This window comes from Streptomyces sp. NPDC048192 (assembly GCF_043202415.1).
In the GTDB taxonomy this organism is placed as follows: domain Bacteria; phylum Actinomycetota; class Actinomycetes; order Streptomycetales; family Streptomycetaceae; genus Streptomyces.
On the sequence record NZ_JBIDAL010000007.1, the window covers coordinates 40520 to 57501 of the forward strand.

General features: G+C 73.9%; 17 protein-coding genes. 7 read left to right on the forward strand and 10 right to left on the reverse strand.

Annotated elements, in window-relative coordinates; genetic code table 11:
- Positions 1–39: 39 nt before the first annotated feature.
- The 3 genes from ACGFZN_RS15925 to ACGFZN_RS15935 form a co-directional block, all read right to left on the reverse strand.
- Positions 40–1239, reverse strand: a complete 1200-nt coding sequence (locus tag ACGFZN_RS15925) for a glycoside hydrolase family 64 protein (RefSeq protein WP_393859050.1) — start codon at positions 1237–1239, stop codon at positions 40–42.
- Between the two features lie 176 nt (positions 1240–1415).
- Entirely contained in the window at positions 1416–2171 is a 756-nt protein-coding gene (locus ACGFZN_RS15930) for a dienelactone hydrolase family protein (RefSeq protein ID WP_393859051.1), read from the reverse strand.
- Positions 2172–2302: 131 nt separating this feature from the next.
- Positions 2303–2923, reverse strand: a complete 621-nt coding sequence (locus tag ACGFZN_RS15935; protein WP_393859052.1) for an L-threonylcarbamoyladenylate synthase — start codon at positions 2921–2923, stop codon at positions 2303–2305.
- Between the two features lie 280 nt (positions 2924–3203).
- Between ACGFZN_RS15935 and ACGFZN_RS15940 the strand changes: the two genes are divergently transcribed.
- Positions 3204–4715 (forward strand): helix-turn-helix domain-containing protein, encoded by a 1512-nt coding sequence (locus ACGFZN_RS15940; protein WP_393859053.1) that lies wholly within the window; start codon positions 3204–3206, stop codon positions 4713–4715.
- 167 nt (positions 4716–4882) lie between these two features.
- Here the strand turns inward: ACGFZN_RS15940 and ACGFZN_RS15945 are convergent, their stop codons facing one another.
- A complete protein-coding gene (locus ACGFZN_RS15945; protein ID WP_393859054.1) occupies positions 4883–6133 on the reverse strand; it encodes a serine hydrolase domain-containing protein in 1251 nt (416 codons plus the stop codon).
- A gap of 310 nt (positions 6134–6443) precedes the next feature.
- Between ACGFZN_RS15945 and ACGFZN_RS15950 the strand changes: the two genes are divergently transcribed.
- The gene (locus ACGFZN_RS15950) at positions 6444–6680 is read left to right on the forward strand and encodes a hypothetical protein (RefSeq protein ID WP_393859055.1); all 237 of its coding nucleotides are present in this window, start codon (positions 6444–6446) and stop codon (positions 6678–6680) included.
- Between the two features lie 4 nt (positions 6681–6684).
- Here ACGFZN_RS15950 and ACGFZN_RS15955 read toward each other — a convergent pair whose 3' ends face one another.
- On the reverse strand, positions 6685–7152 hold the full coding sequence (locus tag ACGFZN_RS15955; RefSeq protein WP_393859056.1) for a hypothetical protein: 468 nt from the start codon (positions 7150–7152) through the stop codon (positions 6685–6687).
- A 290-nt stretch (positions 7153–7442) separates the two neighbouring features.
- Here ACGFZN_RS15955 and ACGFZN_RS15960 point away from each other — a divergent pair, with 290 nt between their 5' ends.
- A complete protein-coding gene (locus ACGFZN_RS15960) occupies positions 7443–8792 on the forward strand; it encodes a transaminase (protein ID WP_393859057.1) in 1350 nt (449 codons plus the stop codon).
- 16 nt (positions 8793–8808) lie between these two features.
- Positions 8809–9249 (forward strand): Lrp/AsnC family transcriptional regulator, encoded by a 441-nt coding sequence (locus ACGFZN_RS15965; RefSeq protein ID WP_393859058.1) that lies wholly within the window; start codon positions 8809–8811, stop codon positions 9247–9249.
- Between the two features lie 12 nt (positions 9250–9261).
- On the opposite strand, the gene ACGFZN_RS15970 is transcribed toward ACGFZN_RS15965, so the two are convergent.
- Positions 9262–10368: a PP2C family protein-serine/threonine phosphatase gene (locus tag ACGFZN_RS15970; protein ID WP_393859059.1), complete on the reverse strand. Its 1107-nt coding sequence runs from the start codon at positions 10366–10368 to the stop codon at positions 9262–9264.
- A 271-nt stretch (positions 10369–10639) separates the two neighbouring features.
- Between ACGFZN_RS15970 and ACGFZN_RS15975 the strand changes: the two genes are divergently transcribed.
- Complete coding sequence (locus tag ACGFZN_RS15975; RefSeq protein WP_393859060.1) at positions 10640–11548, forward strand: GNAT family N-acetyltransferase; 909 nt, start codon at positions 10640–10642, stop codon at positions 11546–11548.
- 102 nt (positions 11549–11650) lie between these two features.
- On the opposite strand, the gene ACGFZN_RS15980 is transcribed toward ACGFZN_RS15975, so the two are convergent.
- The 4 genes from ACGFZN_RS15980 to ACGFZN_RS15995 all read right to left on the reverse strand — a co-directional run bounded on the left by ACGFZN_RS15980 (position 11651) and on the right by ACGFZN_RS15995 (position 14831).
- On the reverse strand, positions 11651–12538 hold the full coding sequence (locus ACGFZN_RS15980; RefSeq protein ID WP_393859061.1) for a Gfo/Idh/MocA family protein: 888 nt from the start codon (positions 12536–12538) through the stop codon (positions 11651–11653).
- A gap of 35 nt (positions 12539–12573) precedes the next feature.
- Positions 12574–13557 carry an ATP-grasp ribosomal peptide maturase gene (gene tgmB, locus ACGFZN_RS15985; protein WP_393859062.1) on the reverse strand — a complete coding sequence of 328 codons (984 nt, stop codon included), beginning with the start codon at positions 13555–13557 and terminating at the stop codon, positions 12574–12576.
- Between the two features lie 17 nt (positions 13558–13574).
- Positions 13575–13766, reverse strand: a complete 192-nt coding sequence (tgmA, locus tag ACGFZN_RS15990) for a putative ATP-grasp-modified RiPP (RefSeq protein ID WP_020938095.1) — start codon at positions 13764–13766, stop codon at positions 13575–13577.
- 219 nt (positions 13767–13985) lie between these two features.
- On the reverse strand, positions 13986–14831 hold the full coding sequence (locus ACGFZN_RS15995; RefSeq protein WP_393859436.1) for a fructosamine kinase family protein: 846 nt from the start codon (positions 14829–14831) through the stop codon (positions 13986–13988).
- Between the two features lie 226 nt (positions 14832–15057).
- Here ACGFZN_RS15995 and ACGFZN_RS16000 point away from each other — a divergent pair, with 226 nt between their 5' ends.
- Positions 15058–15768, forward strand: coding sequence for a tRNA-dependent cyclodipeptide synthase (locus ACGFZN_RS16000; RefSeq protein WP_393859063.1), 711 nt, complete (start codon positions 15058–15060; stop codon positions 15766–15768).
- Positions 15765–16976, forward strand: a complete 1212-nt coding sequence (locus ACGFZN_RS16005; RefSeq protein WP_393859064.1) for a cytochrome P450 — start codon at positions 15765–15767, stop codon at positions 16974–16976. The genes ACGFZN_RS16000 and ACGFZN_RS16005 overlap by 4 nt, the downstream gene beginning before the upstream one ends.
- The last annotated feature ends 6 nt before the right edge of the window (positions 16977–16982 follow it).

Genomic DNA, 16982 nt, shown 5'->3' on the forward strand with positions numbered 1-16982 from the left:
CCGCGGCCCCGCACCGGGTGGTGCGGGGCCGCGGCCTGTTCAGCTCAGCGGATCCAGCGTCAGATACGCCTGCTGCGGGCTGCCGTCGTGGACCAGCGACTCCTGGTCGCCGACGTCGTCGAAGGCGAACGCGTAGGCCTTGCCGTCGGCCGTCTGGTCGTGGACGGCACGCGCGTACTGGTTGGTCACCGAGTCCTGGTAGAAGTCGGAGGGCGTGGTGTCCGGCTGGTCGGAATCGGTCAGCAGCGTCGAGCGGTTGAACCCGGCGCACAGGGTGCGCGAGATCGGGCCCCGCACGGTGTCGTTCGGCGCGTCGAGCAGCTTGCGGCAGCCGAAGACGCTGTCCGCGTCCGGCTTCCGGAAGCTGGTGACGACCGCCCCCGAGCCGTCGGTGAAGTTCATGACGCCGCCCGACACCCGGCCGTAGTACTTGGTGTTCGGCTGGTCGGCGAACGGCGTCACCGTCAGCGTGGACGTCGAGTACTTCCGCCAGACACGGTCGATGTAGTCGTCCATGACGTTCGCGGGCAGGGCCCCGGTCTCGACCCCGTACAGCGGGGACAGGGCGCGCAGCACCGTGCCGTCCGAGCGGGTCTGGACCAGCCCGGACCAGCCGCCCGGCCTGCTGCGCAGCTCGTCGAAGAAGCCGCTGTAGCCGCCGGACTTCAGGTGCCCCGTCGTGCTCACCCCGCCGTCGGAGCGCTGCACCCCGACCGCGTACGGCGCGGAGAACATGTCCACCTGGGTGCTGTTCAGCCACAGCCCCGAGTCATTGAGGGTGTACTCGGACCAGTTGAACAGGATGTCCCGGTTGGGGTCGGAGGGGTTCTGCACGGCCGGCTGCACCAGGCCGCCGGTGGTCAGCCGGAAGTCGAGCTTCTGGCCGTAGGAGAAGTAGATGCGGCCGGAGAACTTCGGGATCCGGATGGTGGTGGACTGTCCCGCGGCCGGTCCGGTGATCGCCGCGTCCGGCGCGGGCGTCGGCGGGTTGCCGCCCGCCGGCCAGGCGTGGAAGGTCCCGTTCGCGTCGGCCCAGCCCTGCTGCCCGGAGGACAGCTGGGTGCCGAGGTCGTAGAGGTAGACCGGCTCGGAGCGGCCGGAGTTGTTGGTGATCTTCAGTGGGATGGTGTCCGGTACCGCGGCTTCGGCGGGGGCGGGGGCGCTCAGGACGAGCACTCCGCCGACCAGGGCCGCGGCAGCCGCCGCGGCGAGCGCCGGGCGTGGGCGTGCGTGAGGCACTCTCCTGCCTCCGTGTGGGGTCGGGGCCGTACGGACGACTGGTCCGTACCTGCGTGAGAGCGCTCTCAGAGTCGTACCGAGACGCGAACATGTCAATGAGTGAACGGGGGAAGGGCCGCCTCGGGACGGCGGGCGCCGTGCCGAAGCGGCCTTCCGAAGCGGCCCTTTCGCGGGCGTCAGAAGGTGCGTTCGAGCAGGCCGAGCAGCGCCGCCCAGTGGCGCTCGTCGGCCTCGCGGTCGTACGCCGGGGTGTCCGCCTGGGTGTAGCCGTGGTGGGCGCCCGGATACACCTCGCAGGTGTGCCGGACCCCGGCCTCCGTCAGCGCCTTCTCGAAACGCTCGATCTGCTCCGGCGGCAGCGACCGGTCGTTGTCGGCGTGCCCGAAGTACAGCTCGGCGGTGATCCGCGGGGCGCCGAGGTGGGGGCTGCCCGGATCGTCGGTGGCGAGCCCACCGCCGTGGAACCCGGCCGCCGCCGCGACCCGGTCCGGATGCGCCGCCGCCGTCCACAGGGCGAGGCGGGCGCCCATGCAGTAACCGGTGATCGCCACGGGCCCGTCGGCGACCAGCGGGCTGTCGGCCAGCCAGCTCAGATAGGCGCCGGCGTCCCGCTTCACCAGGTCCGGCGTCAGCGAGGACACGACCGGGCCGAGCCGCTCCCAGATGGTCGGATCGGCGCCCGGGTCGATGAACTCGGGCAGGTCGACGACCGGGGTCCGCCCGAGGCGGTAGAACACGTTGGGCACCAGCACGGTGTAGCCGGCGGCGGCCAGCCGGTCGGCCATCGACCTCAGATGCGGGCGCAGACCGTAGGCGTCCTGGTAGAACAGCACGCCCGGGCGGGGGCGGCCGTCGGCCGGACGGGCGAGGTAGGCGTCGGCGACACCGTCCTCGGTGGTGATGTCGAGATCGGTTCCCTGGACATCGGTCATGGTGGGCAGGCCTCCGTGGGGGACATGGGGGTAGGCGGCGACGGCCCTCGACGCCACGGCTGCGGGACCATCGCCACGGCTGCGACCATGCTGTCACGCAAGATCCGCACGCTCGCACCGGGTACGCGGTCTCACTCGAAGCGGCTGGTGTCCCCGGCGCCCCGCCGGACGATCTCCGCCTCGCCGCCGGAGAAGTCCACGACCGTCGTCGGCTCGGTGCCGCAGTCGCCGGAGTCGATCACCGCGTCCACCACGTGATCGAGACGGTCCTTGATCTCCCAGCCCTGCGTCAGCGGTTCCTCCTCGTCCGGCAGCAGCAGCGTGCTGGACAGCAGCGGCTCGCCCAGCTCCGCCAGCAGCGCCTGGGCGACCACGTGGTCCGGGATGCGCACGCCCACCGTCTTCTTCTTCGGGTGCAGCAGCTTGCGCGGCACCTCCCGGGTGGCCGGCAGGATGAAGGTGTAGCTGCCGGGCGTGGACGCCTTCACGGCCCGGAACACGTCCTTGTCCACGTGCACGAACTGGCCGAGCTGGGCGAAGTCCCGGCACATCAGGGTGAAATGGTGCCGGTCGTCCAGATGGCGGATGGAACGGATCCGCTCCATGCCGTCCCGGCTGCCCAGCCGGCAGCCCAGCGCGTAACAGGAGTCGGTCGGGTATGCGATGAGCGCCTCCGAGCGCACCGCGTCGGCGATCTGGGAGATGCTGCGCGGCTGCGGGTTCTCGGGGTGCACGTCGAAGTACTTCGCCATTCACCGAGCTTATGCCGTACCGCCCGTCACACGCGCCCCGCACGCGCCGCCGGCGGCACCGGCCGGATTCCCCGGTGGTTTTCCGGTGTACTTCCCCGGTTCCGGGGCAGGCGCGGGGAGAACCGTCCTGGGCATCCCCCCGCCCCGGACGCGAAGTCTCCGCCGGCCGCCCACACCCCCCCGGGCCGCCGGCGGAGCCTTTTCGGCGCGGGACGTGCGGCGGGTCGGGTAACGTGCGCCTGCGTAGGCGCAGGTCATCAGGGAGACGGGGAGAAGGCACGTGGCCGGCCGACCGGACGAGGGCCCGGCGTTCCAGCAGCCGTACGCCGACGACAGCGCCTGGGCGCAGGAGTTGCTGGACCGGCTGCGGCCCGCCGGGCGTGATCTCGGCCGGCTCGTCGACTGGCTCGCCCGGACCGTGGGCGCCTCGGTGTGCCTGCAGGACGGCCGCGGCGACCTGCTCGCCGGACAGCGGCTGCCGCTCGACCCCGCCGTGCTGGCCGACGTCGCCGCCGGACGGGTCTCGGCCGCGGCCCTCGCCGACGGGGCACGGCAGGTCCGCCTGGTCGGGATACGGCATCAGGGGCCGGGCCCGGAGGCGGCGGCCGTCCTCGCGGTGGCCCGCCCCGAGCCCTTCGACCGGCACACCGCGGAGGTCCTCAACCACACCGCCGTCGTCCTGGAACTGCTGCTCAGGGAGCGGGAGCTGGCGGAGTCGGGGCGGCGGCTGCGGCGGGCCACGGCCGATCTGCGGCTGGCGATCCTGCAACTGCTCATGGTGGAGGACACCGTGTCGGCCCGCCGGGTCGCCGCCGGGCTGTGGCCGGGCCTGCTGGAGGAGGACACCGCCCGCGTGTACGTCCTGGAGGGCGCCGCCGCCGAACGCGACAGGCTCGCCGAGGCGTGCGTCGACGCCACCGACGGCCGGGCCCTGGTGGTGCGCTGCCCCGCCGTGGACGAACACGTCATCGTCGTCGGCCCGTCGGCCGAGGTCGGGGAGCGGCTGCAGGACATCGTCGCCGGCCGGCCCGGCACCTACCTGGGCGGCAGCCCCCGGCAGCGGCTCGCGCTGACCTCCACCGCCTACGGGCAGGCCGTCACCGCCCTCGCCGTGGCCCGGTTCCGGCCCGAGCGGTCCGCCGTCTACGCCGCCCGCACCCGCCCCGCGCAGCTCATGGACCCCGCGGGGCTGCGGGCCTGGGCCGCCGTCGTGCTGCGCCCCCTCGACACCCTGCCGCACCATGTGCGCGCCGAACTGGTCGCCACCGCCCGGCTGGGCCTGGAGTTCACCGCCGTGAACGCGGCCAAGGTGCTCGGCGTCAGCCGCAACACGGTGCGCGCCCGGATGGACCGGGTCGCCGGGCTGCTCGGCGCCGACCTCTCCCGGCTGGCCGTCCGCGCCCTCGCCCACGCCGCCCTCAACACCGAGGCGCTGCACGGCCCCTACGGCCCCTCGTCCGGCGCGGCCGAGCGGCCGGCCCGGATCCGGCTCGCCGGGCTGCTCGGCACCGGCGCGCTGCGCTCCTGGGCGGAGGGGCTGCTCGGCCGGCTCGACGAGGACGGCCGGGACCTGCGCCGTACCCTGCGCGCCTGGACCGGCGCCGACGCGCACGCCGAACGTGCCGCCGAGGCGCTCGGCGTGCACGCCCAGACCGTGCGCGAACACGTCCGGGCCGCCGAGGCCGTCCTGGAACGCCGGCTGACGGCCGGCGGCACCGATCTGTACGAGGTCGTCCTCGCCCACCTGGTCACCGGTGAGCTGGCCCTGCCGGACCTCGGAGCGGCGGGCTGACCCGGCCTCCGCGCGGCGAACCCGGACCAACCGGACGCCCCTGTGCACCGGTGAGTGCCGTGCGGCCGGCGCAGGGCACCGGTGCACTGGTCCGCGCCCGGCGGCACACGTACCTTCGGCATCCGCGGGGCACGACCGGAACGGGGGACCGGTCGGGGCCCCGCGCCTCACCGGGCCGGCGTGCCGGGCAGGCGGTACACGTGACCCGGGGAGACGATCTTCGTGATCGCCTCGCCCAGCACCGTACTGGGCTCCTGCGAGCGGTAGCCGGTGTCCGTGTTCAGCAGCACGACGAGGGTCGTCCCGGTCTCCGGCAGGTGGACGGTCAGCGACTCGTAGCCCGGCAGTGAGCCGTTGTGGCCGATCCAGCCCTGGACGTCGAAGATGCCCATGCCGTATCCGGCGCCCTTGACCGAGCCGGCCGGCGGGATGGCCAGCCGCTGCTTCTGCAGGGCGGCGCCGACCATCCGCCTGCCGTCGGGGAACCGGCCCGTCGCGACGGTGCGCGCCCAGGTGCGCATGTCCCCGAGATCGGAGATCATCGCGCCGGCCGCCCAGGCCCAGGAGGGGTTCCAGCCGGTCGCGTCGGCCTCGTCGCCGTGCGCCGTCTGCCGGGTGTAGCCCTGCGCGCGCGGGGCCGGGAACTCGCTGCCGGCGGGGAACAGCGTGTGCCTCATGCCGGCCGGATCCAGGATGTGCCGCTTGATGTAGTCCCCGAGGCGCTGCCCGCTCTGCTTCTCCACCACCAGACCAAGCAGGATCAGGTTGGTGTTGCAGTAGGAGAACCTCTGCCCCGGCCGGAACAGCAGCGGGTGCCCGAAGGAGTAGGCGAGCAGCTGCCGGGGGGTGAAGGGCCGCCGCGGGTTCGAGGCCAGCGCCTTGAAGAAGCCCGGGTCCTCGGAGTAGTTGAACAGCCCGCTGCGCATGTCGGCGAGCTGACGCAGTGTGATCTCGCCGCCGTGGGGCACGCCGGTGACGTACCTGCCGATCGGGTCGTCCAGTCCGACCTTCTTCCGGTCGGCCAGCTGCAGCAGCGCGGTCACGGTGAACGTCTTGGTCTCGCTGCCGATGCGCAGGTACAGGTCCGGCGTCATCCTCCGGCCGGTGCCCTTGTCGGCGACCCCGAACGAACGGACGTAGTCCGGCTGCCCGGGTGTCCAGACGCCGACGTTCACGCCGGGGATGCCCGCCTCGCGCATCACCTTCCGTACGGCGGTGTCGAGTCGGCGCGCCACGCCGGGGGTGAGGGGGCGGACGCCTGTTCCGGAAGGACTCGGGCGGGGTGAGCCCGCGGAGGGTGCGGCCCGCGGGACGGCCGGTGCGGCCCCGGCGGGCCCGGGGGCGAGCGGCGCCAGCAGCGTCCCCGCGGTGACGGCGGCCGCCGCCCCCCTCGCCAGGCGTGCGGAGATGGACGACATGGGCTGACTCCAGGCAGGTGAGAGCCGGACCGTGCGGCGGACGGGACGCCGGAGCCGGGCCTCCCCGGCGCCGGGCCGGGACCTCCTCAGGATAGGAGCGCGCCCACCGCCTCGCCCGTCGGAGTGACGGCCGACCGGGGTGGTCGCCGACGGGGCGCCCGGGACGGCCGCCGGGGTGCGCGGCCGGGGGACGGCCCGCGGGATGCTTGTCCGACGGGCGGAACGTCCCGTTCGGGCGACGCCCTCACCCGACCCGGTGAGCGGCGGTCCGGGGGCGTACCGGTGGCGGCGCGCGGGCGTTGCCCCCGGCATGAACCGCTTGGACCCGGCGAACCGCTTGGACTGGCTGGACCGGCTCGATCACGTGGACCGGATGCGCCGGCGGACCGTGCTCGCGCCGGCGGACCGAACCCAGGAGCCGATCTACGCCCGGCTGGTGGCCGAATGGCGTGCGCAGGGCCGGACCGTCCCCGCCGAACCCGAGGGGCTCGCCGCCGTCCGCCCCGTCCCCGCCGCGGGCACGCGGCCCGCGCCCGGGCGCAGCTGAGCCGTCACGGCCCGCACAGCGGCGCGAGGACGGCGAGGGTGCCGTTGGCCTGCCGCAGCGTCTCCTCCAGGACGCCGGGGGAGTGGAGCGCCCCGGTGCCGTCCGGCGGGACCAGCCACTCCAGGGACCGCGCGGGCCGGTACGGCGGCGGTACGGCGACCCAGGCTCCCTTGGTCGCGTAGCGCAGACCCGCGCCCACCCACCCTCCGGAGGGGTCCGGCGGCAGGAAGAACCCGACCCGGCCCGCCGCCGTGTCGATCAGCGTCGGCCCCGGCACCGGCATCCCGGGCCGCCACAGCAGATCGAGGGCGAGCAGCCCCAGCCGCTCCGGGACGCTCAGCACGTCCCAGAAGCGGCCCGCCTCCAGCAGCGAGACGCCCTCGCCGTGATCCCACTCCCACTTGCAGGAGCGCGGGTCGGCCGCCGCGGCGGCCAGCCACTCCACGCCCCGCATCCACATCGTGTTCGCCATGCGCTGCTCCGGGTGTCCTCGTCCGCCGGGCCTCGGCATATGCATGCTCGTAGATATTTCTACGTGGCGGAAGGGGTGGCGCACCCTGGCGTTTCAGTCGGAACGTTCGAACTCCGGCCCCGGGTTCGTCAGTTGGGGGAGGGGTGGTGCGTCACCCTCCCGACACCCGAACCTCGGTGGCGCGATCGAATCGATTGAGCTGGCGATCGAATCGGGCGTGAAGTCTTGAGGCGACCGCTCTTTCGATCGTAGAGTCTGGGCATCCGTCACCGTCTGCAGTGAGGCACCTCATGGACCGCACGCGTCTGCACGCCCTCCTCGCCCGCGAGAGCGCCGAGGCCGAGCGCCGTAACCCCCGCTCGCGCGCTGCCTATGCCGGGGCCGGCCACCTCTTCGGCCGGGTGCCGATGACCTGGATGAACAAGACGGCAGGCGCCTTCCCCCGCTATCTGGCCGGGGCGCGCGGCGCCCGGGTCACCGATGTGGACGGGCACGAGTACGTCGACTTCTGCCTCGGCGACACCGGTGCGATGGCCGGCCACTCGCCCGCTCCGGTGACCCGGGCGGTCCAGCGGAGGTTCGCCGAGCTGGGCGGGGCCACGGCGATGCTCCCCACGGAGGACGCCGAGTGGGTCGGCGCCGAGCTGACCCGCCGGTTCGGCCTGGCCCGCTGGAGCTTCTCGCTCACCGCGACCGACGCCAACCGCTGGGCGATCCGGCTGGCCCGCGCCGTCACCGGGCGCCCGAAGATCCTGGTGAACAGCTACTGCTACCACGGCAGCGTCGACGAGTCGCTGATCGTCGTCGGCCCCGACGGCACCGGCACCGCCCGCCCCGGCAACGTCGGCGCCCCGTGCGACGTGACGCTGACCAGCCGGGTCGCCGAGTTCAACGACCTCGTCGGCCTGGAGCGCGAACTCGCCCACGGCGACGTCGCCGCCGTCCTGATGGAGCCCGTCCTCACCAACATCGGCATCGTCCTGCCGGAACCCGGCTATCTCGCCGGGGTACGCGAGCTGACCCGGCGGTACGGCAGCCTGCTCATCAACGACGAGACGCACACCTTCTCCGCCGGACCGGGCGGCTGCACGGCCGCCTGGGACCTGGAACCCGACCTGCTGACCATCGGCAAGGCCATCGGCGGGGGCATCCCGGCCGGCGCCTACGGGCTGTCCGCGGAACTCGCCGAGCGGCTGCTGGCCCGCACCGACCTGGACCTCGTCGACATGGGCGGCGTCGGCGGCACCCTCGCCGGCAACGCCCTCTCGGTCGCCGCGATGCGGGCCACCGTCGAACACGTCCTCACCGACGAGGCCTTCGCCCGGATGTCCAAGCTCTCCGAGCGCTTCGAGGCCGGCGTCCGGGCGGGCATCGACGCACACCGGCTGCCGTGGTCGGTGAGCCGGCTCGGGGCCCGCACCGAGTACCGCTTCACCAGCCAGGCCCCGCGCACCGGCACCGAGTCCGCGGCCGCCTCCGACCCGGAGCTGGAGGACTTCCTGCACCTCTACCTCGCCAACCGCGGCATCCTGCTGACCCCGTTCCACAACATGGCGCTCATGTGCCCCGACACCACCGAGCAGGACGTCGACACCCACACCGAGGTCTTCGCGGCCGCGCTCACCGAACTCGCCGGCTGAACGGGGGACCGACGCCATGGACGACATCGACCGGGCCATCCTGCGCGAGCTGCAGACCGACGGCCGTATCGCCTACGCCGACCTCGGCCCGAAGGTCGGCCTGTCCGCCTCGGCGGCGCGGCAGCGGCTGCAGCGACTGCTGGACTCCAGGGCCGTCCAGGTGGTCGGCGTCACCGACCCGATGGCCATGGGCGGCCAGGCCATGGCCCTGCTCGGCATCCGCGTCGACGGCGATCCCCGCACCGTCGCCGACGCCCTCGCCGATCGGGACGAGGTCGTCTACTCGGTGCTGACCTCCGGCGGATTCGACCTGTTCGCCGAGGTGGTCGCGCCCGGCCCGAAGGCGCTGCTGGACTTCGTCAACGACGAGGTACGGCCCCTCGAAGGCGTCCGCGAGATCCAGTCGTTCCCCTACTTCGCCATCCACACCCACCGCTTCCTGTGGGACGTGGGCTGACCGGCGCGGCGGTCAGCGGGCCGGAGGCCGAGGCGCCAGCACCAGCATGCTGACGTCGTCCCGGACCTCGTAACCCAGCCGCGCCACGTCCGCCCACACCGAACCCGGCAGCCCGGCGGACGCGGCGCCGGTGAGGGTGGTCAGGCGCGCGGGCAGCGGGTAGAAGACGTCGTCGGCGTTCCTGGCCTCCCACACCCCGTCGGAGGCCAGGAAGAGCCGGTCGCCCCGCTCCAGCGGAACCGTGACGGCCTTGGGCGGGTCGACGCCGACCAGCCCGACCCCCAGCGGCGGTCCCGGCGCGACCGTCAGCTCCACGGCCTCCCGGCCGTGCAGCAGCACGGGCGGCGGATGACCGCAGGCCACCACCCGCACCGCACGCGCGTCGGGGGAGAACTCCAGCAGCACCCCGGTGGCGAACAGCTCCGCGTGCCGTACGCCCGCCGAGTCCACCGCCAGCCTGCGGTCCATGCGCGCGGCCACCGACTCCAGGTCCGGCTGGTCCAGCACCGCCTCGCGGAACGCGCCCAGCAGCGCCACCACCGTCGCCACCGCGGCCAGCCCGTGCCCCTGCACGTCGCCCATCACCGCGCGCACCCCGCACGGCCCCTCGCGCACGTCGAAGAAGTCCCCGCCCACCAGCGTGCCGTCCTGCGCGGCCCGGTAGAAGCCCGCGCACTCCACGCCGCCGACCCGCTCCGGCAGCGGCGGCATCACGGCCCGCTGCACGGCCTCGCCGATCGCCCGCTCGGTGTCCAGCTGGGCGTCCCGGCGGCTGCGCACATAGGACACGAACACGCTCAGGACCGCCACGAAGACGATGGTGAGCAGATCGGTGTTGCCGGGGCGGTTGAGATGGGTGGCGGGGACGTTCAGCACCGCGACCACCCCGACACCGAGGACAGCGGTCGCCACCGGGCCGTACGAGAGGACGGCCAGCGGCGGGATCGCGCCCAGCAGGAAACCGGCGTCGCGCGCGTCCGGCGTGATCACTGTGGCCGTGGTGACGGCCACGAGCAGCAGCACGGGCAGCACCCGCACCCACCACGGCGGCGGCGCACCCCGCAACCAGCCGCGATGCTCGAGGTCCCGATGCGACGACCCGCCGCGCACCGCTCTCACACCCCCAAGCTACGCCGCCCGCCCCACCCGGGCCTCCCGCCCGGTGCGGCCTGCCCGGCCGCCGGGCCGGACGGCGGATGCCGCTGAAAAGCGGTGGACCTTGCGCGCACGGCTCCCCTACGCTGGCCCGGCACGCCCGAGACGGACGGAAGGAGGCGAGCGTCATGGCCGCAGTCATCCCGCGCTCCCCCCTTCCCGTCATCCGGGTGTGCCACGCCTGACCGGGAGCGCGTCACCGCCGCCGCATCGCGGCACGCATCCCGGAGGCATCATGACCAGCCTGGTCGTCCGCACGCTCGACGAGAGCAGCGCGCACCTGTTCGACACCATGCCCGACCCGCTGGGGTTCGGTGACAGGCACCGCAGCACCCGCTACCGCCCCGACTGGCGCCGCATCGCCGTGCGCGACGGCCGTACCGTGGCCCGCGCCGCCTGGTGGGGAGGGCCCGAGGACTCCCAGCCACTCGTGATCAACTGGTTCGACGTGGCCGAGGGCGAGGAAGAGGCCGGGGCCGCACTCCTGCGCACGGCACCCTGGCGCACCGACGAACTCGAGATCGACCCGCCCTCCGGCTGGCGCACCGACCCCCGGCAGCGAGCGGCCGTGGCGGCCCGGACCGCCGCCGCACGCGCCGCCGGCTACGTCCCGCTGGTGGAGCGCTTCCTGTACCGCTGGACCCCCGACCGGGGCCTGCCCCCGCGGCCCGGCCGCCTCCTGTTCTCCGCCGAGCCGGACGACACCGTGTTCTTCGACCTGCTGCGCCGGATCCACTCCGTCACCCTCGACGCCCATGCCCGCAGGGCGATCGAGCAGGGCGGAGCCGACCGGGCCGCCCAGCAGGAGCTGGACGTCTTCAGGTGGTTCCCCTCCCCGCGGGACTGGTGGCAGATCGCGCGCACCGCCGAGGGGGAGACCGTCGGCATCCACATCCCCGCGCGCAATCCGGCCGGCCCCTGCGTCGGCTTCGTCGGCGTCCTGCCCGAACAGCGCGGCCACGGATACGCATACGACCTGCTCGCCGAATGCACCCACTTCCTGGCCGCCCAGGGCGGCGGCGCCATCGCCGCCGCGACCGACCGCACCAACTTCCCCATGGCCGCCCACTTCACGAAGGCCGGTTATCCCGTCGTCCGTGAGCGCATCAACTTCTGGTCCGCGTCCGCTGCCGCCGCCGGGTGACAGGCCGAGGGCCCGCCCGGGCCGTGGGGAGCACCCAGGGCGGCCCCGACCGGGCCGGCCAGGCGCCGCCACGGCCAGGAGCGGGCCCCGGCGGGGCAGGGGCTAGTGCCGGCCGTCGGTCAGCCGGGACTGGGCCAGGGCCAGGATCTCGGTGACGCGGAGGCCGAACGCGGCGTCGCAGGCGTGCGGGCGGCCCGTGCGGGTTGCGGTCAGGAGGGCGTCGACGGCACGGGTGAGCGCCGGGACCGCCCCTTCGGAGCTGCCCGGCATCAGCGCCACGCCCGCCTCGCCGCGCAGCTCCACCTCGGCCCCGGCCGCCGCCGGCGGCGCCGTCAGGCTCAGCGTGAGCGTGCTCGACGCGCCGGTGGCGTGGTCGAGGACCAGATGCACGGTGTCCGCCGGGCCGTGCGCCGCCGCGACGACCTGCCGTACGTCACCGAGCACCGGCAGCAGCACCGACAGGGCGTGCGGGCCCACGTCCCACAGCGCGCCCTTCTCCCGCCGCCACGGCGAGGCCGCGAACGGGCTGTCGGAGGTGAACACCGCGCCCAGCCACTGCGCCCGCGCCGTGAACCAGCCCGCCACCGCCGCCTGTTCGTCGATCCAGGCGTCCGGCTCCTTCTGGAAGCGCGCGGTGAAGAACACCACCGACGCCACCCCCGCCCGCTCGGCCGCGGCCACGACGGCCCGCCCCTCGGCCACCGACACCGCGAGCGGCTTGTCCAGCAGCAGATGACGGCCCGCCTGCGCCGCGCGCACCGCCATCTCGGCCTGCACGGACGGCGGCAGGGCCACCGCGACGGCGTCCACGTCCGCCAGCAGCGCGTCCACGTCGTCGAACGCGGCCACCCCGTACTGCTCGGCCAGCGCGGTGGCCGCCGCGGGCCGGCGGCCCCACACCCCCGCGAACTCCACTCCCGGGTGTCCGGCGAGGGCGGGCGCGTACGCCGCCCGGGCCCACGGCCCCGTCCCCAGCAGTCCGATGCGCATATGGCGTTCCCTTCTCAAGAGCCGATCCCGCACCATCAACAGGCTGCGCCCCGCTCGCCCTGCGCACACCCGCCGTCCGGATCCCCGTCCCCGGCGAGCCACTCGGCGATCGTGGCGGCGATGGGCTGGCCCGTGTCCATCTCGACGAACCCGAACTGGCCCGACTGGTTGCACTCCAGGAACCACCAGATCCCGTCCGCGTCCTCCGCGAAGTCGAAGGCGCCGTAGGCCAGTTCCGCGCCCCGCATGTACCGCCGTACGCCGTCGGCCACGCGCGGGGGCACCTCGGCGGGCAGCCAGGGGGAGACCGACGGGGCGAACCGGACGTCCACGTCGTCCGGGTGGGCGTCCGGGTCGGCGGGCTTGCGCGCGGCCAGCAGGGTGTCGCCGACGACCGTGAGCCGGACGTCCGCCCGCTTGGCGACGCGGCGCTGCAGCAGCGTCGGGCCGAAGGCGACCGCCGAGAAGTCGGCGTCCGGCGCGACCCGGCTGGTCGGCACGGCGCGCGGCGGCTCCTGCGGATGCGCGCCGGACACCGGCTTGACCACGAGGTCCGGGAAGCGCTCCGCGAACTCCCGCGCCGCCTGCGGGAAGGTGGTGATGAGCGTGGCCGGCACCGCCAGGCCGCTGCCCTGGGCGAGATGGAGCTGCCAGGGCTTGTGCCGGGCGCGGTGGGCCGCGTCCGGATGGTTCATCCAGCGTGCGCCGGTGGTGCGGAGCATGCCGTACAGCGCCTGCGACGACTCCTCGGTCAGCCAGCCGGACGGCTGGGCGGCGCGCGCGGCCGCGGTCCCGGGCCTGCGCACCCAGACCGAGCGCAGGCCGCCCATGCTCACCAGGCGCCCACCGACGGACAGATGCCCACGGCAGGCGCCCCGCACGTACTCGCCCGACAGCGCCACCCCGTTGGTCAGATCGGCGGGGTCGAGCCGGACCACGGGAACCCCGGCCTCCCCGAGACGCAGGACCACCATGTCGGCGGTCACGTCTTCTTCACTGGTCAGGATGAGCACCGTCATCTGTCGCGGCCCGCGGCTCAGTCGTCGAAGTGCGTCTTGGAACCGGCGGTGGAGGTGGTGGTCCCCAGCGCTCTCAGGGTCGCGTGGTCGGTGGCGGCGATCCGCCCGTCCGGGAGGACGTTCAACTGCAGTCCGGAGTCGTACGCATACGGAGTGGTGACGTCCAACTGCACAGCGGGGCGCGCGTAGTTGAGCGTGAACGGTTGCATGGTCTCTCCCTGATTAGGCTTTCACGTCCTTATACGAATCGAACGGGTGATTGGTTTCCTCACGCTGAGTCACCGCAGGCCGGAGGGCGTCCCGAGGGGACCCTGAACCAGGAGACGGCACGACGCTGTCCCGCACCTGTGCGGGCGCGCGGGCGCCCGCATGGCACAGGACGCCGAATACGGCCCGAGGCGTTGCCCGGCCCGGGAACCGCCGCCGCGTCAGACCGCCCGCGCCAGCGCGTCCCGCGCCACCGCCACGGCCTGTTCCGCGTACCCGCGTCCGAACAGCACCGCGTGGACCAGGAGCGGGAAGAGCTGGTGCAAGCCGACGCGCTCGCGCCAGCCGGGGGCGAGCGGCGCCCTCTGCTCGTACCCGGCGAGCACCCGGTCGAGATGGGGGCAGCCGAAGAGCCGGAGCATCGCGAGGTCGGTCTCCCGGTGGCCGCCGTGCGCGGCCGGGTCGATGAGCCGGACCTCGCCGTCCGCGCCCCACAGCACGTTGCCCTGCCACAGGTCGCCGTGCAGCCGCGCGGGCGGCTCGGCGGGGCCCGCCAGGTCCGGCAGCACCGCGCAGACCCGCTCGAACACTGCCGCCTCGCGGGGGCGGAGCGTGCCGCGGTCGACGGCGCCGCGCACATACGGCAGCACCCGGTGCTCCGCGTACCAGCCGGGCCAGTCGGGGCCCGTCTCGTTGCGCATGGGGGCGAGACCGATGAAGGCGTCCGCCGGCCCGCCGGGCGGCGGGGCTCCGAAATCCGAAGCACCCGCCGCGTGCAGGGCGGCGAGAGCCTGGCCGAAACGCATCGCCGTCTCAGGATCCGGCCGCCCGGTCGGCACGCGCTCCGTCACCATCCAGCGGTCGTCGTGGCCGAGCACCGCCGGCACCCGCACCGCGTTCGCGGCGGCCAGCCAGCGCAGCCCCGCGACCTCCGCGCGCACGGCCCCGGGAGCCTCGCCCCGCTTGACCATCGCCGGTGTACCGCCCTCCAGCGTCACCTCGGCCGGCGAACCGGACGCGGCCGTCCGCGCACCGTCCGCCGGCCGTCCGGTGAGCCTGGCCGCCACCTGTGCCGGACCCTCGCGCTCCTCGTCCCGGTTGACCACGGGCCCAGCGTACGTCCCCCAAGACAGCTCCCGAGCGGGCGACTTCGACCATTGCTACGACTGATTTCAGCCAAACCCAGGAGGTCACTACCCGTGCGGAATCCGTACCGCTAGCGTGAGGGCGCCGCGTCGCCACACCGGGGGCACAGGGCCCGCAGGGACTAGCACGCGGCGGAGGATTTCCTCTGTGACCACAGCATCCGTGCTGATGGCCGACGTCTTCGAAGTCCAGCCGTACACCTCCCACTGCGAAGTCATCCTCGGCGAGGGAGCCCACGCCGTGATCGGCGTCTCCCCGGGCAACAGCTACTTCTCCGCCCGCCGCCTGCACGACCTCGCCCGCTGGGGCCTGGACCACTTCGACAAGGTCGACTTCGTCTACACCGACCTGTACGTCGCCGAGATGTACGAGGCATCCGGCTATCCCCCGGACGAGGCCCGGCGCAAGGCGGTGAAGAACCTGCGCGGGGTGCGCGCCAAGGTCCGTGACGCCGTGTCGGCCGCCGACCCGGAGGGGGCGCGCCTGGACTGGCACCCGATGTCCGAGTTCCGTACCAACCCCGCCTACCAGGACATCCACCGGCACCTCAAGGCCCGCCTCGCCTCCGACGGAGCCTTCCGGGCCGTCTGCGACGCCCTGGTGAATCGTTTCCTCAGCGCGCGGGGCGAGACGCCGACCGAGCGGCAGCGCGCGGTGTGCCTGGAGTACGTGTGCGCCGAGGCGCCCCTGTTCCTGGACACCCCGGCCATCCTCAAGGTGCCCTCCTCGCTCAACTGCTACCACCAACTGCTTCCGATGGCCGAGCTGTTGTACTCCCGCGGTGCGGGCCTGCGCGCCTCCCGCAACCAGGGTCACGCCGTCGTCACCCCCGCCGCACTCGAAGGAACCGCCGCATGAGCACCGCCTCCGACATCCGCGCCGGCCTGCCGCCGCTGCTCGACTTCCCCTTCTCCTGGGACGGCACCCGGGTGCCCGCCGAGGTCGAGGACCTGCGCGCCACCACCCCCGTACGGCGCGTGCGGACCATCGCCGGCGACGAGGCCTGGCTGGTGTCGTCGTACGAGCTGTGCGCACAGGTCCTGAAGGACGACCGGTTCTCCCTGAAGGACACCTCCGCCCCCGGAGTGCCCCGCCAGTACGCGCTCACGATCCCGCCCGAGGTCGTGAACAACATGGGCAACATCACCGGGGCCGGGCTGCGCCGGGCGGTGCTGAAGGCGCTCAACCCCAAGGCGCCGGGCCTGGTGGAGTGGCTGCGCGAGGAGGCCCACCGGCTGGTGGACCGCATCGCCGCCGACGGCCCGACGGCCGATCTGCGCGGCGCGTTCTGCGAGCCGTACTCGGCCGGCATGCACTGCCGCATCCTCGGCATCCCGCAGACCGAGGCCCCGGCCTTCCTGCGCAGCCTCGACATCGCCTTCATGAACGCGCCGTGCCCGGTCGACGGCGCGAAGATCAACTGGGACCGGGACATCGCCCGGATGACGGCCCTGCTCGACGACCCGGCGACGCACGGCCTGATGGGTGAACTCGCCGCTCTGCGCGACGATCCCGAGTACGCCCACCTCACCGACGAGATGCTGGCCACCGTCGGCGTCACCATGTTCGGCGCCGGAGTCATCTCCACCTCCGGCTTCCTCTCCATGGCCCTCGTCCACCTGCTCACCCATCCCATCGCCCGCGACCTCCTGCGCGACCGCCCGGACCTGATCGGCCGGGGCGTGGAGGAACTCCTGCGGGTCAACCTCTCCATCGGCGACGCCCTGCCCCGCCTCGCCCTGGCCGACGTCCGGCTCGGCGACGTCGACATCCGCGCGGGCGAACTCGTCCTCGTGCTGGTGGAGGGCGCCAACCTCGACCCGGCGAAGTTCCCCGACCCGCACCGCTTCGACGTCCACCGGGACAACACCGCCGACCACCTCTCCTTCGGCGGCGGCGCCCACTACTGCCCCGCGACCGCGCTCGGCCGCACCCACGCCAGGATCGCGCTGGAGGTGCTCCTCGCCCGCCTCCCCGACCTCGCGCTCGCGGTACCCCCCGGCCAACTGGTCTGGCGCACCGGCTTCATGAAGCGCATCCCGGAACGCCTGCCGGTGGCCTGGTGACCCCGC

What these genes read in the sequence shown, in the direction of transcription:
- ACGFZN_RS16005 (WP_393859064.1), top strand. Translation starts at nt 15,765, where the DNA reads ATGAGCACCGCCTCCGACATCCGCGCCGGCCTGCCGCCGCTGCTCGAC.
- tgmB (WP_393859062.1), bottom strand. Translation starts at nt 13,557, where the DNA reads ATGACGGTGCTCATCCTGACCAGTGAAGAAGACGTGACCGCCGACATG.
- ACGFZN_RS15935 (WP_393859052.1), bottom strand. Translation starts at nt 2,923, where the DNA reads ATGGCGAAGTACTTCGACGTGCACCCCGAGAACCCGCAGCCGCGCAGC.
- ACGFZN_RS15965 (WP_393859058.1), top strand. Translation starts at nt 8,809, where the DNA reads ATGGACGACATCGACCGGGCCATCCTGCGCGAGCTGCAGACCGACGGC.
- ACGFZN_RS15945 (WP_393859054.1), bottom strand. Translation starts at nt 6,133, where the DNA reads ATGTCGTCCATCTCCGCACGCCTGGCGAGGGGGGCGGCGGCCGCCGTC.
- tgmA (WP_020938095.1), bottom strand. Translation starts at nt 13,766, where the DNA reads ATGCAACCGTTCACGCTCAACTACGCGCGCCCCGCTGTGCAGTTGGAC.
- ACGFZN_RS15960 (WP_393859057.1), top strand. Translation starts at nt 7,443, where the DNA reads ATGGACCGCACGCGTCTGCACGCCCTCCTCGCCCGCGAGAGCGCCGAG.
- ACGFZN_RS15930 (WP_393859051.1), bottom strand. Translation starts at nt 2,171, where the DNA reads ATGACCGATGTCCAGGGAACCGATCTCGACATCACCACCGAGGACGGT.
- ACGFZN_RS15975 (WP_393859060.1), top strand. Translation starts at nt 10,640, where the DNA reads ATGACCAGCCTGGTCGTCCGCACGCTCGACGAGAGCAGCGCGCACCTG.
- ACGFZN_RS15955 (WP_393859056.1), bottom strand. Translation starts at nt 7,152, where the DNA reads ATGGCGAACACGATGTGGATGCGGGGCGTGGAGTGGCTGGCCGCCGCG.
- ACGFZN_RS15980 (WP_393859061.1), bottom strand. Translation starts at nt 12,538, where the DNA reads ATGCGCATCGGACTGCTGGGGACGGGGCCGTGGGCCCGGGCGGCGTAC.
- ACGFZN_RS15950 (WP_393859055.1), top strand. Translation starts at nt 6,444, where the DNA reads ATGAACCGCTTGGACCCGGCGAACCGCTTGGACTGGCTGGACCGGCTC.